The following is a 16,225-nucleotide window of genomic DNA, read 5'->3' on the forward strand; positions in this document are numbered from 1 at the left end:
AAAATTGCAATTTCATTATAATAGATTTAATAAGAAAACAATAAAGGAAGCCCGCCTATGAAGCCAACAATTAAAGATATTGCTCAACGGGCCCACGTTTCAACGGCCACTGTTTCTCGTGTTTTATCCAAAAAGGCGAAATCCTACCGTCCCGAAACTGCGGCTAAGATTGAAGCAATCGCTAAAGAACTAGGATACAAGAAAAACCTCGCAGCAGCTGAATTAGCAGCCAACAGTAGTATGTTAATTGCCGTCATCTTAAATAATACTCAAACGAATTTCTCAAATGATATCATCGCTGCTATTCAAGCAGAAACGGACAAAGCTGGTTACCAAATGTTTATTCTTTATGCTGGGAACCATGATGCCCGACTGCTTAATCAAGCAATTAGCGTTGCCCTCGAACGACATGTTGCCGGCATTCTGCTAGTCGCAACCTCCCTCGACGAACAAGCAGCTCGCACCTTACAAGAAAGCAATACCCCTTGTCGGTTAGTATCGGTCTATGACGAAACGGATCCCCGATATATTGGATTTAAATTCACAAGTTCAAATAACGAGGAAATTGGTTATTCAGCCGCTAACTATTTAATTGAACGGGGACACTCACGGATTGGATTAGCCGGCATCGATCGTTCTTCAACCGGTAAGCAACGACTTCACGGCTACCAACGGGCAATGACTGAACACGGCTTGATCCCTCATATGGAGTGGGTTGAATATGGCGATTACAGTTTTGGTCCTCAACAAAACATGCTCAAAACACTAATGAATAAGGATCTTGACGCGATCATCACAGCTAGTGATATGGTGGCCGTGGGCATGATCAGAGAGGCTCATTTGCTAGGCCTTGATATCCCAAAAGACCTATCATTTATTAGTATCGATGGGACTTTTCTCTGTGACATTACCATCCCAACTATTACAAGCGTAACTCAGGACTTTTATCAAATGGGACTCATCGCAGTTAGGAGCCTATTGAACGATGATGACTCACAATTTATCCCAATCCATATCACACCGCGAAATAGCGTAAGATTCCTAGGTGAAAAATCATTAGAATATTAGAAAGTCGCGATTTTAATTGAAACAAACCGCGACTTTTTAATATTCTTTTTTGCAAGCGGTTGCATAAAAAGAATAAGTTTGTTATATTAATCGTGTAATAGCTTACATCAGCTCAAATTGCAATTATTTTATACATTTTTTCGTTAGGAGTTGTTTTTTCATGAGTCAAGATGAGTCTGTTGTACTTAACCAAGACCAAGAAACTTCGACGAGTGGATTACCAATCTTACCAAAGAGTACCATCTGGATGATTAACTTTGGTTTCCTTGGGGTTCAAATCGCCTTTACGTTACAAGGTTCGCAAATGAGCCGGATTTTCCAAACAATTGGTGCTAATCCTAATAATTTGGGATGGTTCTTCTTACTTCCACCACTTGCAGGATTGATCGTGCAGCCAATCATCGGTTATTACTCTGACCGAACATGGGCGCCCAAGCTTGGTGGTCGGCGTCTTCCCTACTTGTTAATCGGGATGGTCATTGCCGTCATCGTTATGATTTTACTGCCTAATTCAGGAAGTTTCGGTTTTGGATACGGTTCATTAGCAGCCCTCTGGTTTGGGGCTATTACCGTTGCCTTCCTTGATCTTTCATCAAATATGGCAATGCAGCCATTCAAGATGATGGTTGGTGATATGGTTAATGATGACCAAAAGAGTTATGCATACGGGATTCAAAGTTTAATTTGTAATACCGGTGCCGTATTAGCAGCCATTTTCCCATTCCTTTTGACATGGTGGGGTGTATCAAACACTGCTAAAAAGGGTGTCGTTCCCCAATCAGTTGTAATTTCATTCTACGTTGGCGCTGTTATTTTAGTCATCACCTGTCTCTTTACTATCTTCCGGGTTCACGAATATGATCCCGCAACTTATGCTCGTTACCATGGCATTTCAGAGGAAGATAATAAAAAAGGCGGAAACTGGTTTACCCTCTTAAAGCATGCTCCACGGGTATTTTGGAATGTCGCATTAGTTCAATTCTTCTGCTGGTTCTCTTTCCAATACCTTTCAACTTATGCGGTTGGGGCTATCGCTAAGAATGTTTGGTTAACAACGGATGCTTCTTCTGCTGCCTACCAAGCTGCTGGTAACTGGTACGGTGTTATGACTGCGGTTCAATCAATTGCGGCAGTTGTATGGTCATATGTTTTGGCTAAAGTTCCTAATAATCACCACAAAGCTGGCTATGCTTTCAGTCTTTTACTCGGGGCTATTGGGTACACATCAATCTTCTTTATCCATTCACAAAATGCCCTTATCTTCTCCTTCGTTTTGATTGGAATTGCCTGGGCTTCAATGAATACCTATCCATTAACAATGGTTACAAATGCCTTATCTGGTAAACACATGGGTACCTACCTTGGCCTATTTAATGGTTCAATCTGTGTACCACAAATGGTTGCCTCACTACTTAGTTTTGGTCTCTTCCCATTACTCGGCAGTTCCCAAGTCAACATGATGCTTGTTACTGGTATTTCTGCCCTCTTAGGTGCAATTTCAGTTCTCTTTATCAAGGAAACTTACCAAGCCTAATTATTCTAAAAAAGTAGAGTTTGCAGACAAAATTTGCAGACTCTACTTTTATTTTAAATAAGATTTGTTATAATACCTAAAAGTCTTTATGCAGTTTTTTGTTTATAATAAACATATTTTTGCATAAAAATTCATTAACAACTTGACAAAAGCATAAAATTACAGTAGTTTAGTATCAATCATTATCCTTTAATTTGGTCCTGTGAGGCTAACAAGGGCAGCGTTGTATTACTAACATTGAATTATACATATATATTCAATTTTTCGTATACGCTTAAGCCCATCACCAATGGTTTAAGCGTTTTTTATTAAACTTTTTTACAACGCGCAACTAGTTTATGTGATCAGTGGAAGGGTTTTGCAAGAAAGGATGAAACTCATGAAACGATATTTAATTCTAGAAGATGATACTGTCTATACCGGTGAAGGTTTTGGTGCTACCAAGGCAACTCTTGGTGAGGTCGTCTTCACAACAGGGATGGTCGGCTATCAAGAAGCAATTACCGATCAATCATTTGCCAATCAGATTTTAGTCTTTACCAATCCCCTCATTGGCAACTATGGGATTAATAGTGAAGATAACGAAACATTGCATCCCCAAATCAAGGGCGTAGTTTGTCATCATGTTGCTCGTGTTCCCAGCAACTGGCGCATGACTGACTCACTCCCTAACTTCTTAGCAAAGCACCAAATTCCTGGCCTTCAAGGAATTGATACACGTGAACTAGTCCGAAAGCTTCGTCAATATGGGACATTACGCGGAATCATGACCGATAATATTACCGATATCAAAGGTAAGCTTGAACAATTAAAACAAACTTCGCCAACCCAGAACATTATTAGCAAAGTATCTACTAAAGAATCCTACGCTAATCCGGGAACTAAGCGAACTGTTGTTGTTCTTGACTTCGGAATGAAAAATAGCATTCTCCGTGAATTAAATAAAAGAAACTGCAATGCGATCGTCCTTCCTTATAACGCCTCGATCAGCGAAATAATGGCATTCAATCCAGACGGCATCCTCCTTTCCAACGGGCCTGGTGATCCACTTGAAATGACAGACGCAGCTGCAACCGTCGCGGAATTAGAAAAACATCTTCCCATCTTTGGCATTTGCATGGGCCATCAAATCTTTGCCTTAGCTAATGGTGCCAAAACTTATAAGATGAAATTTGGTCACCGTGGTTTTAACCATCCCGTCCGTAACCTCCAAACAGGAAAAATTGCATTTACCTCCCAAAATCATGGTTTTGCGGTTGATCCATCCTCCATTGATGATACCGACCTCCAAATCACCCACCTTGAAGTGAACGATGGCACGGTTGAAGGACTCCAGCATTCAAAGCATCCTGCATTTTCCGTTCAGTTCCACCCAGACGCTGCGCCAGGACCCCACGATGCTGAACAGCTTTTTGATAAATTCATGGCATTAATTGACAGTAATAAGGAGGTCCTCACCTATGCCTAAGCGAACTGATATTCATAAAATTCTCGTCATCGGGTCTGGTCCTATTATTATTGGTCAAGCAGCTGAATTTGATTATTCCGGCACGCAGGCTTGTCTTGCCCTCCGCGAAGAAGGATACGAAACCGTCCTTGTTAATTCTAATCCAGCAACAATCATGACTGACAGGGAAATTGCTGATCATGTCTACATCGAACCATTAACGGTTGAATCCCTCTCTCGAATTATCCGTCAAGAATATCCCGATGCAATTTTACCAACCCTTGGCGGACAAATCGGCCTCAATTTAGCTGTCTCCTTATCTAAAACTGGTCTCCTTGACGAATTAGGGATTGAACTTCTTGGAACTAAACTGGATTCGATTGATGAAGCAGAAGATCGAGAAAAATTTAAGGAATTAATGAATGAGCTTGGTGAACCTGTTCCCGCCTCACAGACAGTTAATACTGTTGATGAAGCAGTTGAATTCGCACACCAATGCGGATATCCAGTAATCGTCCGTCCCGCTTTTACCATGGGTGGTACAGGCGGTGGGATCTGCCATAATGATGCAGAAATGCGTACTGTTGCCAAGAATGGCTTGGAATTATCCCCTGCCACCCAATGTTTAATTGAAAAGTCAATCGCGGGTTATAAGGAAATCGAGTTTGAAGTAATGCGGGATGCAGCTGACAATGTAATGGTCGTTTGTTGCATGGAAAACTTTGACCCAGTGGGAATTCATACCGGTGACTCCATCGTATTTGCCCCTAATCAGACCCTTAGCGACCGCGAATACCAGATGCTCCGTGATTGCGCGCTCAAGCTGATCCGTGCCCTCAAAATCGAAGGGGGATGTAACGTCCAACTAGCCCTTGATCCGCAAAGTTTCCAGTATAACGTTATCGAAGTTAATCCACGGGTTTCCCGTTCGTCTGCCCTCGCTTCCAAGGCAACTGGTTATCCAATCGCTAAAATGGCTGCTAAAATTGCGGTTGGCCTTACCCTCGATGAAATTAAGAATCCTGTTACCAAGACGACTTTTGCTGAATTTGAACCGGCACTTGACTATGTTGTCTGCAAAATTCCCCGCTGGCCGTTTGATAAATTCGCTCAAGCTGATCGACACCTGGGCAGTCAGATGAAAGCCACCGGAGAAGTAATGGCAATTGGTCGGACGGCTGAAGAAGCCCTCCATAAGGCTGTCCGCTCACTTGAAATTGATGAAAAAGACCTCTTTTCAGCAGAAGCACACCATGCGCCAACAGATATGCTGGAAAAAAAGTTACGTTATCCCCAAGATGATCGGTTATTTTATTTAGCAGAAGCATTTCGGCGTGGATATTCCCTTAAGCAAACTCATGACTTAACTAAGATTTCCCCCTATTTCCTCGATATCGTCAAACACTTGGTAGAACTTGAAGACGATCTTAGTACCAAGCCATTTGATGTGGAAACACTGATAACCAGCAAAAAATATGGCTTTAGCGATGCAACAATTGCCCGCCTTTGGCATACTTTCTCACAAGAAGTTCGGGAATTCCGAAAACAAAATGAAGTTCTCCCCGTATATAAGATGATTGATACCTGTGCTGCTGAATTTGCTTCTTCAACCCCTTATTTCTACAGCGCATATGACCATGAAAACGAAAGCCAACGAACAAAGAAACCATCGATCCTTGTCATTGGTTCAGGGCCAATCCGGATTGGTCAAGGAGTCGAGTTTGACTACGCGACCGTTCACAGCGTTAAGGCAATTCAACGGGCTGGCTACGAAGCAATTGTCATCAATTCTAATCCAGAAACTGTTTCAACAGATTTCTCAGTTTCCGATAAACTCTATTTCGAGCCCCTCACGCTTGAAGATGTCCTAAACGTGGTTGATCTCGAACAACCAGTGGGCGTGATCGTGCAATTTGGTGGACAAACGGCGATTAATTTAGCAGAAGGTCTTGCTAAAAACGGGGTTAATATCCTTGGAACAACCGTTGACGATCTTGATGCCGCGGAAGATCGAGAAGTATTCGATCAAGTTATTACTGATCTAAATCTTAAGCAGCCAATCGGTTTAACCGCGACTACTCACTCTGCCGTTATCAAAGCGGCTGAAAAAATCGGCTATCCCGTTCTTGTTCGTCCAAGTTATGTTCTCGGTGGTAAGGCCATGGAGACTGTTTATAATCAAGAAGAACTGCAACAATACCTTCAACAAAACGCCTCCATTACTGCTGATCACCCTATTTTAATCGATGCCTACCTTGAAGGACGGGAATGTGAAGTAGACGCAATTTGCGATGGAAAGGACGTCCTTATCCCTGGAATTATGGAACATATTGAACATGCGGGCGTTCACTCGGGAGATTCAATGGCAGTTTATCCCCCACAACATTTTGATGATGATATTAAACAACAAATCGTTACTGCTACCGAAAAATTAGCAGTTGCGCTTAAATGTATCGGCATCATGAACATCCAATTTATTGTTCATAATCATGAGGTGTACATCCTTGAAGTTAATCCGCGAGCTAGTCGGACAGTGCCATTCCTCAGTAAGATTACAGGAATCGAAATGGCCCAAGTTGCTACTAAAGTTATCCTTGGACAGTCCCTTGCTGATCAGGGCTTTACTAACGGGCTTTACCCAGAGCCACAAACTATTCACGTTAAAGCTCCCGTCTTTAGTTTTAACAAGTTAGCGAACGTTGATTCTTATCTCAGTCCAGAAATGAAATCGACAGGCGAAGTGATGGGGACAGATACCACCTATGAAAAAGCACTTCATAAAGCCTTTTCTGGCGCACACATTCAAGTCCCTAACGATGGTAAAATTCTCTTTACGATTGAAAACGGGGATGAAAAAGAAGTTCTCCCACTAGCAAAACGGTTTGCTCAGATTGGCTACCAAATTTTCACTACCCCACAAACAGCATCGCACTTTAAGGATAATGGCATTCACGTCCATCAAAAAATATCCAACATTGATGAACTCAACCGACTCTTAAAAGCCGGGCAAATCGATCTTGTTATCAACACTATGCGCCATGATTATGAGCAAGATTCACTTGGCTTTCAGATCCGCCAAAGTACAATCGCGCAAAATGTTCCCCTCATGACTTCACTTGATACAGTCAATGCATTGCTGCACGTTAAAGAAGATCAATCTTTGGAAGCCATCACAATTAAATAGATTGCAAAAGCGAGACCGGATAAATTTCCAGTCCCGCTTTTATTTTAACTATTTATATTTAAGGAGAGATTTAATTAGTTCTATGCTTCTTTAACAGTTACCCCCTCATGGATTGCTTGCACTGCAAATGCCCCGATAAGAAGAGAGATTCCACCAAGCAAAAGCATCATTGGTTGATTGTGTCCTACCATTGGGAAAAGGAAGAAACTGCATAATGAAGCGATAATTTGCGGTACACAGATACCAACATTGAAGAGCCCAAGGTAGGCCCCTTCATTTTTCCCGTTCAAAGATGAGGTAAGAAGGGTAAATGGAATTGTGTTGATACTAAAGTTACCAATCCCAAACATGATCATTGCGATAATTGAAGTTGTCTTAGTTGTGACAAAAGTCATCCAAATTAATCCTAAGCCACCAACAATCATTCCAAATGTGTACCATTTTTTCCGTGAACCAGCCTTAGCATGAGCATAAATTAATCCCCAAACAATACCAGCAATACTATAAACAGCAGTTAAAATCCCATACCAGTTACCGGCAGCTTGATAACCAGCAGAAGTTACATCAGACGTATGCCAAATATTCCGAGCACAGGTACCAGTTGTGTATGTCCAAACATACATAATCGCAAACCAACTAAATAATTGAACTAAGTTGATTTCCCAGAAAGCGCGCGGTGCCGTCTTAATCAATTCCCAAAGGCTGACTGATTTATTTCGCTCTTCTGGATCAATGTGGTGGTATTTTGCATATGTTTCCGGATCATATTCCTTAACATTAAAGACCGTCCATAATCCAGTGAACAGGAGAACCGCCGCTGCACAAAGGTATGACCAGATAACGGTGTTTGGCACAACTCCTCGCTTAGCAGTATTGGACATCCCGAACATCGTAAAGATAAATGGTAAGATCGTTGCTAAAATTCCCCCACCATTGGAAAAGACTTGTTGCCAGGACCAAGCAAAGTTCTTCTGCTTGTTATTAACCATGTCACCGACGATCATCCGTGATGGCTGCATACAAATATTACTAAATAAGTCCATCAAACATACCGCTGTCGCAGCATAAATCATCGCAGCCATTGAACCATAGCCGAAGCCAAGGGAACCGGAGAACGGTAACATAATCAAAACTAATGCCGCAATTGGTGTTCCAAATAATAGGTAGGGCAACCGGCGACCAAAGCGATTCCAGGTTCGATCTGACATCTTTCCCATAATTGGTTGTACAATCATCCCCATTAATGGTGGAAAAATGAAGAAGAAACCTAGGTTGTTAGGATTTGCCCCAATCGTTTGACAAATCCGACTCATCTGAGAACTCTGCAGTGAGAAAGCCATGTTTATTCCCAGAAAAGCAAATGTAATCGCAAATAGCTCTTTCTTTGGCAAATCTGGCATCCCTGTATCCAGATCAACCTGCTTCGTTTCAACTTTTTGTTTCGAATTCGAAAGTGATTTATCCATGATTATTCATCCCCACTCTAGTATTGATAAACCTTAGCTTCGTATGGCCGGATAGTATCATTTTGATCATCCTCATAATTGCTAATTAGTAACTTCGCATCAGCTGGCACATTATAATGGCGGTTAACAGTCTCATCAGTATAGTTCAAGATTACCAACAAAGTAGTGTCATCATCTTGCCGAGTGTATGCAAAGATCTGTTCATCTTCTTCATTACCAGGAACTAATGCATATCTTCCATTAGTAATTACTGGCATCATGTGTCGTAGTTCAATCAATTTTTGATAGTAATAGAAAATCGAATTCTTATCAGCTAATGCACTTTTGACATTAATCTGCTTGTAATTTGGATTAACCTTTTCCCATGGGGTATGGTCGGAAAATCCTGCATATTCGCTATCATCCCATTGCATTGGTGTCCGCGCATTATCACGTGAATGGATCGCAATGTACTTCATCATCGTCTTGCCATCAAGTAAATGTTGGTCATCAACAAGTTGGTGATAGGCATTAATCGATTCAAGGTCGACGTAATCTTCAAGCTTTGGGAAATAGGCGTTAGTCATGCCAATTTCTTCCCCTTCATAGATATATGGTGTTCCTTGCATCATGTGGGTCATAGTCGCTAACATCTTGGCAGATTTAACTCGATAATCTTCCGTCTGATCATTACCAAAACGTGATACAACGCGTGGCTGGTCATGGTTGTTCCAATAAAGGGAGTTCCAAGCCTTGCCATACAATTTTTCTTGCCACTTCGTTAAGTTTGCCCGTAAGTCTTTAAGGCTCGTCTTACGGTCATCCCACTTACCAAGGGCTGGATTAGGATTACTATCAAGGCCCATATGTTCAAATTGGAAAATCATATTTAATTCCTTATTATCAAGACTGGCATACTTCTCAGCATCTTCCGGCGTCGCACCTGGCGTTTCACCAACTGTCACCATTTTATGCTTACTCATAACATTCTTATTCATTTCTTGTAAGAATTCATGAATGCGGTGACCATTTGATACTAATGGCTCAACATTGGCGTATTTCTCATCTTCGTTCTTGTTAGCATCTGGCAATCCATCCGGCTTAGAAATTAGGTTAATAACGTCCATCCGAAAACCATCGACACCCTTAGCAGCCCACCAGTTCATCATGTCATAAACAGAGTGCCGAACTTTCGGATTTTCCCAATTTAGATCTGGTTGCTCTGGAGCAAAAAGATGAAGGTAATATTGACCGGATTCATCATCATATTTCCAAGCGGCACCGGAGAAATATGATCCCCAATTATTTGGCTCTTCACCATCCTTACCGTCACGCCAAATATAATAATCACGGTATGGATTGTCTTTGCTCTTTCGTGATTCCTTAAACCAGTCATGTTGATCAGAAGTATGGTTAACAACTAAATCCATGACCAATTTCATTCCACGTTCATGGATGCCATCAATCAATTCTTGAAAATCATCCATGTTACCAAGGGTGGGGTTAATTGCTTCATAGTTACTAATATCATAACCATTATCAACTTGTGGCGATTCATAAATAGGGTTTAGCCAAATAACATCAACGCCTAAGTTTTTAATGTAATCAAGCCGATCAATTATTCCACAAAGATCACCGACACCATCATGATTGGTATCCTGAAAACTTTTGGGATAAATTTGATAAACAACCGATTTATTCCACCAATGATTATTTTCCATAAAATAAAACCTCTCTCCATAAAACTACTACACTTTTTCCTTTAGCCATTAATGTAAACGTTTACTTAACTTCAATTAAATATTAACACCTATATTTTTAATTGCAAGCATTTTATGTAAACGATTACATTTTAGTAAAAAGAAAATGCCAGGATAATCTCTCCTGACACTTTATTTTTTCTATTAGAATCTCCGCAAATGGCGCAACGAATGATTCGATCGTGTTGTATTTTGAAAACGACTGTGCCGGCGGGGTGGTCGTCGTCCTGGCATTGGTAATGGTGCTGCGCTTGTCTCCTCTTCCCCATTTGAAGCTTCAATTTCTTCTGTTAGATCTTCTCTAGTCTCTGCTGGTGCCGCTTGCGGAGTGATGTCAAAGGAGATTGATAATTCATCCCCACCAACTGCTGCACTGACTGTAGGAGCTTCCGCCTGATTTTCTTCTTGTTCAGTAGCAGCAGTCGACTCTTCTTCATCATCTGAATTAAATGAAATTATATAAGCTGATGAGTCAGATTCTTCTTCAACGGCTGCATCATCTGGAACTGAAACTGCACTTTGCGGGAAATCTTCTTGGGGTTCAACTTGCCCTTCTGTAGCAACATCATTAATCGGGATGTCTTCCTGGTTTTCTTCGATCGGCATTTCCTCTTCTTCCGCTTGAGAACTAGTAAACTGTTCCTGGTTATCAGAAGCAAAGGGAATATCAACATCTTCCGCCACTCCTTCAATTGCTGAAGATTCAAAAGGTTCTTCTTGCTTCAAGTCTTCTGTTGTGATCGCTGCCGCCTCTACTAATTTCTCCTTAGAAATAGCATGACCACTTGCGATCATCGAAGTTCCAGTAGCTGTTGTAGCCGTAGAATTACTCATATAAACATTTTGCTGGTCCATCCCAAATAAACGAGCCCGTAATCGTACTGTTCCATCAAGCTCATCATTATATTGGCCAACCACCCTAATAATATAGGAATCATTAGTCTGATCCGCACCAAAATTCAACCGCATCTTGTTATCAGCAAAGGACATTGTATAAGGTGTCTCGACAAGGTGATCGCCTTCCACTACTGGGAATCGATTAGAAATATCCCGTAATCGTTGGAGGTTTACCCCATATGATTGAGGCAACTTTAATCCCCGTGAATTACGATAAATCTCAATCCGCATTGTTGACGGTTTTACTACGGCATTAGATAACTCTTCTACTAGGTCACTCGTGTTAAAGACAATATAGGCATGATTAAGGTCTTTTTGTGCCGGATTAACATAGATAATGTCCTCAAAGAGCTGCTGATCCTTATCAAAATGCATCATCCGGCTAGAAATCCCGAGAAACATGTCGTTAGCAAGATCTGGATAGTCGATATCAATCGTAAAGTCTTTTCGGTAATCATCAACACTTATAAAACATTCCAAGCCAAATTCGTTCTCTGGAGTTGTGAGTGGATCAATTGCTAATTCTCCCTCTAATTCACCAATTATTTGTCGATGCTCGGTTACATAATTGGTAAAAGTATAGACAAGTTCGTGCTTATCACGGTCATAGGCCCCCATCGCAATAACAACCCCATCTTGATCACTAAAGTCAGGAACTGGTTTTTCAGGATGACCATTAGGCGCAACCATCAAATTTGATGATAGTTGAACAGTAAATTGATCGGCCGGTCGGACATCTTTAGCAACCGTAAAACTAACATGCCACTTGACGGTATCTTCCCGGGTCGGATCGAGGAAAAAGTCTGATTGGGTATTAATCTTGACATTATGTAAAATATGACCATCTTCATAAAATGATCCAAATTCAACTTGATCATGCTTCAATTGTTCACGGTCTTTACTTAGATCCTCGTCCACAGTATGATATGCCGTTGCTGATTGTTGATTTTCATCAGGTACGCTTTGTGCGATCGCCATTAGTATTTCGCATAAGTTAGCCTTAAAGAAACCGGCACGTAAATTAAGAAGTCCATAGTAAAAATTCATTGCTTGATAATTATCCATCATTCCGCCCTCATTTTCGTCTTTAGATTATCAATAGATAACGACCAAAGGCTTCAAAAACATTTGATTATTTTCTGCTTTTCGTCTTCTGAATATATTATAACCAATTTTGACTAAATAGCTGATAGTTGTTGCCATTGCTTCCAAGTTTTTTCTTCTGCCAATTCATCTAGATTGTCATAGGCACCAGTACTCAAGCTTTGCAGTTTATCTTGGTCTTGTAATAATTTGACGACGGTTTGAATGAACTGTCCCTGATTATTCAAAGGAATGATCTCACCATTTTTACCTGAAATTACCATTTCACGTGGTCCATAAAGGTAATCATAAGAAACAACTGGTACCCCATGATTTAAGGCCTCACCCATCGCTAATGGCTGTGCATCGATTCGACTTGCATCAACAAATAATTGAGCTTGATCATATGCCTCATCTAATGATATCTGGTAACCGGCAAACTCAATTGACCCATCTAATCCAAGGCTTTTAACCTGCTTTTTATAGTTATCCATATCTTCACCAGTGCCATACCCATAGAAAGTTAGCTTACTTCCAGGTACTTGATGATGAATCTGCGCAAACATATTGATTAGTTGACTAGTTTGCTTATCTTCTGCCAGTCGCCCAACATAAATCAACTGTCCTGGTGTCCGATCAGCTTCATTAATCCGTACATAGCTAGCAAGAACGGGGGCCCCATTAATCACATAAATTGGCATAGCATTGTGAATTTGTTGCTGGAGAATCTCAGCTTGCTTAGCAGTCATGACGATTACCCCATCCCACTTGGCCGCATCCGTAGTAACAGGGTCTTGTAGCATAGCGTTTAAAGGACCATTTATTAAGTCCTGACCATCATTAACCTGGTTCATCGGAAGCCACAAGAACTTCTTTGCTTTTGTCATCATTGATTGAACCGGTTTGATCGCAACTGCTGGTCGATCAGCAATAAACACATTATCCTCACCATTTGCCTTATTCAATTCATCCAAAAAGAAGATAAAGAGGTCTTCTAAAGAATCAAAGAAGCGATCCTGTCCCTGATAATTACGTAAAACATTCAGAGAATTGATCGGGGTATTTTCAACTGATTTTACAAAATACCGTTCAAGATACGTTTCTCCATTTGGGCGGTAATAACGCGCATAGTATTCCTGTCCATCTTCACCAAAAAATTCGTCAGCTGCCTTAAAGCCACGAATATCATATTGTTGGCGAAGAGTCATATTACCAGCAAGATCAAAGTAATCAACATGGTTAACTTGCCCAATCGTTCCAGCCGCAAAGTGAACTTCGCAAACAAGGCGGTCACCGTCTTTTACTTCGCGATAGTTATTTCCAGTTCCTACTTGATAGTCAATTGGTAAAGGTAAATCCTCAGTATGGAGCTTTTCGCCTTGGTAATCAGTCGTGTTTGCAAAAAAATCATACATATTAACAATTTGGTCGTTAGTTAAACCAAATTTTTTGATGGTATCATGAAGAACGAGGTCGAAGTCACGAGTCACCAACTTAGCTTCTCCACCATGCTTTTTAAATAGGGCTAGTCGTTTTAATTCAGCATGTTCAACACTGGAATTGCTACTTAATAAGTATTGATTTACAAAAAAGTACACTTTACTCTTCCCCCTTTTCCTTCATGTCAGCAACTAATTCATTCCATAACTTCATCACGTTTGGTTCAGAATAACGCTCACTATCAGCATAAGCATTTTCACTCATCTGCGCTAACTGCTCTTGATTTTGCAATAAGCGAATGATCGCTTGAGCCAGCCCATCAATATCGCCGTTCTTGGTCAGCAATCCATCCTGTTGATCAATAACGACATCGGAAGGACCATATTTTATGTCATTAGCAATAATCGGCAACCCATGGGACTGAGCCTCCACTAAGGATAGTGGTAAACCTTCTGCCCGACTTGGCAAAATGAGTAATTGCGCATCTTCGTAAACCGAATTGACGTCATCTGTATACCCATGGAAGGTCACAGAACTATTAATCGCTTCCTCTTTGACAATTTTATTGAGTGTCTTATCAAAATCATCATTAGCATAACCCCAAAAATCGAGCTTGGCATCTGGAACGGCGGCTAGTACTTGTGGCCATGCTTTCAATAGGTGATCTTGCTGTTTTTCGGGAGACAAGCGAGCAACCATGACAACTTGTTTTTTCGTTCGCTTTTTAAAAGGAACATGACGCTTATTAATAACTGCCGCAGGAACAATCGGACCAGGAATCCGGTATATCTTCACGCCAAACTTGCCAAACCGGTCTTGAAGATCTTCTTGTTGTTGCGGAGTTAAGGCAATGATCCCATCCCAATCTTGGAGGTGCTTAAGTCCCCAATCATAGTTATAATTAAGGGTAGAATGAAGCATATCATCAGGATTATTAACATGGTCATTATGCAGTTGAAGAACCCGAAAAACCCGGTGCTTCATGTGCAGAACTGCCCAGCCTAGTTCATAAACTCGGTCAACGACAAAGCCAACCGGACCTTCACCACAGATTTGCTTGTCAGTGACCAACTCATCGAGGAAAAACCGGGTTAACTGGTCAAAGCCACTGAATTGATAATCACGACCATGGTAATTAAAAAGATGGTAAGTTTTAATTTCCTTTCCCCGCTTATCCTGCTGGTGGGCTAGCTGGATTGCTAAGGTTCCATCTGGACGGTAATAGTTTTCCGTTGCCATTTTTCCATCCCAGTCATAAAGTTGTTCGACCGAGATAAAACCGCGGCTATCAAACCAACTAACCTTAAGCAGTTTTCCGTAATGGTCAAAATATTGAATATTAATTACCCGCCGATCAGTATCACTGCGCCGACGGATATAGAGAACGCGTTTGCCATTTTGATAATAATTATAATTGATCCCATCGGCCTTGCGCTCCCAATGAGGGTTAACCGGAATATCTTTAATCCGAATATTCCTTTGTGGGACTTCACAAGCCTCCTGAAAATAATCAAACAAGTTAATAAAGTTACGATCATCAATCCCTGCTTCTGCTGTTACCAAGTGTAATTCATTCGAATATTGCCGAGTAACAATCTTAGCCGGTTGATGATATTTTTCAAACAGATGCAGACGCTTAATTTGCGCATGCTCAATTCCTGATTTGTTTCGTTGAATATTATCGTTTAGGAAAAAAAGCATCCTCTATTTCCCCTTTCATGGTTATCACTTTGAGTTTACCATATAATTGTTAACATTCCTTGAAAGCCTGATAGAGACATTTCCTATCCATTACTCATTGTGTTAATATTATTATTTATAGAAAGAAGTGGACGAGATATGCAAAACCCATTTGGTAATAACAATAATGATAACCAAAATCCGTTTAATTTAAACAATCTCCCCCTCCCACCAAATTACGCTAAAATCGTTAATGACCAGGGGGATATCCGAATAGCCAAAGTTGGCTTTTCATGGACAACTCTTTGGTTCGGGCCACTACCAGCTCTTTTTCGGGCTGACTACTATAACTTTATTTTAATCATCGTATTAACTATGGATTATGCTTTGGTTGCCCTCTTTTTTGGGTTGACGAGCTTGCTTCAATTCCCTTGGCCATCTGTTTTCTTCGGTTTCTTTTACAATATGATGTATTTCCGTCATCTATTTAATAAAGGATATCGACCAGCTGACCAACGTTCACGGGAATTACTTACCCGGGCACGGTATTGGAAAGGCAATTAATATAAAAAGAATTTCAGATAATCGAGTAGGAGATAATTGATTAGTTCAATTATCGACCTCTCACACCACCGTACGTACGGTTCCGTATACGGCGGTTCGACAACTTAATCACATTGAATTGAC

10 protein-coding genes are annotated in these 16,225 nt (G+C 40.9%); 5 read left to right on the top strand and 5 right to left on the bottom strand.

Translation table 11 applies throughout. The features are described from left to right. Positions 1-57: 57 nt before the first annotated feature. The 4 genes from LMB56_RS07575 to carB all read left to right on the top strand — a co-directional run bounded on the left by LMB56_RS07575 (position 58) and on the right by carB (position 7,233). On the top strand, positions 58-1,068 hold the full coding sequence (locus tag LMB56_RS07575; RefSeq protein WP_229283954.1) for a LacI family DNA-binding transcriptional regulator: 1,011 nt from the start codon (positions 58-60) through the stop codon (positions 1,066-1,068). A 160-nt stretch (positions 1,069-1,228) separates the two neighbouring features. Then, a complete protein-coding gene (locus LMB56_RS07580) occupies positions 1,229-2,602 on the top strand; it encodes an SLC45 family MFS transporter (RefSeq protein ID WP_078009425.1) in 1,374 nt (457 codons plus the stop codon). A 379-nt stretch (positions 2,603-2,981) separates the two neighbouring features. Continuing rightward, the gene (gene carA / locus LMB56_RS07585) at positions 2,982-4,070 is read left to right on the top strand and encodes a glutamine-hydrolyzing carbamoyl-phosphate synthase small subunit (RefSeq protein ID WP_229283953.1); all 1,089 of its coding nucleotides are present in this window, start codon (positions 2,982-2,984) and stop codon (positions 4,068-4,070) included. Then, positions 4,063-7,233, top strand: coding sequence for a carbamoyl-phosphate synthase large subunit (gene carB / locus LMB56_RS07590; RefSeq protein ID WP_229283952.1), 3,171 nt, complete (start codon positions 4,063-4,065; stop codon positions 7,231-7,233). Before carA ends, carB begins: the two co-directional genes overlap by 8 nt. Positions 7,234-7,313: 80 nt before the next feature. On the opposite strand, the gene LMB56_RS07595 is transcribed toward carB, so the two are convergent. The 5 genes from LMB56_RS07595 to asp1 all read right to left on the bottom strand — a co-directional run bounded on the left by LMB56_RS07595 (position 7,314) and on the right by asp1 (position 15,559). After that, positions 7,314-8,699, bottom strand: coding sequence for an SLC45 family MFS transporter (locus LMB56_RS07595; RefSeq protein ID WP_229283951.1), 1,386 nt, complete (start codon positions 8,697-8,699; stop codon positions 7,314-7,316). 17 nt (positions 8,700-8,716) lie between these two features. After that, positions 8,717-10,399: a glycoside hydrolase family 13 protein gene (locus LMB56_RS07600; RefSeq protein WP_229283950.1), complete on the bottom strand. Its 1,683-nt coding sequence runs from the start codon at positions 10,397-10,399 to the stop codon at positions 8,717-8,719. A 183-nt stretch (positions 10,400-10,582) separates the two neighbouring features. After that, positions 10,583-12,403, bottom strand: coding sequence for a fibrinogen-binding adhesin SdrG C-terminal domain-containing protein (locus LMB56_RS07605; RefSeq protein WP_229283949.1), 1,821 nt, complete (start codon positions 12,401-12,403; stop codon positions 10,583-10,585). A gap of 110 nt (positions 12,404-12,513) precedes the next feature. After that, positions 12,514-14,016, bottom strand: coding sequence for a glycosyltransferase (locus LMB56_RS07610; protein WP_229283948.1), 1,503 nt, complete (start codon positions 14,014-14,016; stop codon positions 12,514-12,516). Position 14,017: 1 nt separating this feature from the next. Further along, a complete protein-coding gene (asp1, locus tag LMB56_RS07615) occupies positions 14,018-15,559 on the bottom strand; it encodes an accessory Sec system glycosyltransferase Asp1 (RefSeq protein ID WP_229283947.1) in 1,542 nt (513 codons plus the stop codon). A gap of 138 nt (positions 15,560-15,697) precedes the next feature. On the opposite strand from asp1, the gene LMB56_RS07620 reads away from it, so the two are divergent. Beyond that, entirely contained in the window at positions 15,698-16,102 is a 405-nt protein-coding gene (locus LMB56_RS07620) for a hypothetical protein (protein WP_153703266.1), read from the top strand. Positions 16,103-16,225 lie beyond the last annotated feature (123 nt).

It is taken from the genome of Limosilactobacillus reuteri, from assembly GCF_020785355.1.
GTDB classification, from domain to species: Bacteria; Bacillota; Bacilli; order Lactobacillales; family Lactobacillaceae; genus Limosilactobacillus; species Limosilactobacillus reuteri_I.

Bases quoted from the DNA above. Each gene is read 5' to 3' on its own strand.
- LMB56_RS07575 (WP_229283954.1), top strand. From the start codon at position 58: ATGAAGCCAACAATTAAAGATATTGCTCAACGGGCCCACGTTTCAACG.
- LMB56_RS07580 (WP_078009425.1), top strand. From the start codon at position 1,229: ATGAGTCAAGATGAGTCTGTTGTACTTAACCAAGACCAAGAAACTTCG.
- carA (WP_229283953.1), top strand. From the start codon at position 2,982: ATGAAACGATATTTAATTCTAGAAGATGATACTGTCTATACCGGTGAA.
- carB (WP_229283952.1), top strand. From the start codon at position 4,063: ATGCCTAAGCGAACTGATATTCATAAAATTCTCGTCATCGGGTCTGGT.
- LMB56_RS07595 (WP_229283951.1), bottom strand. From the start codon at position 8,699: ATGGATAAATCACTTTCGAATTCGAAACAAAAAGTTGAAACGAAGCAG.
- LMB56_RS07600 (WP_229283950.1), bottom strand. From the start codon at position 10,399: ATGGAAAATAATCATTGGTGGAATAAATCGGTTGTTTATCAAATTTAT.
- LMB56_RS07605 (WP_229283949.1), bottom strand. From the start codon at position 12,403: ATGATGGATAATTATCAAGCAATGAATTTTTACTATGGACTTCTTAAT.
- asp1 (WP_229283947.1), bottom strand. From the start codon at position 15,559: ATGCTTTTTTTCCTAAACGATAATATTCAACGAAACAAATCAGGAATT.
- LMB56_RS07620 (WP_153703266.1), top strand. From the start codon at position 15,698: ATGCAAAACCCATTTGGTAATAACAATAATGATAACCAAAATCCGTTT.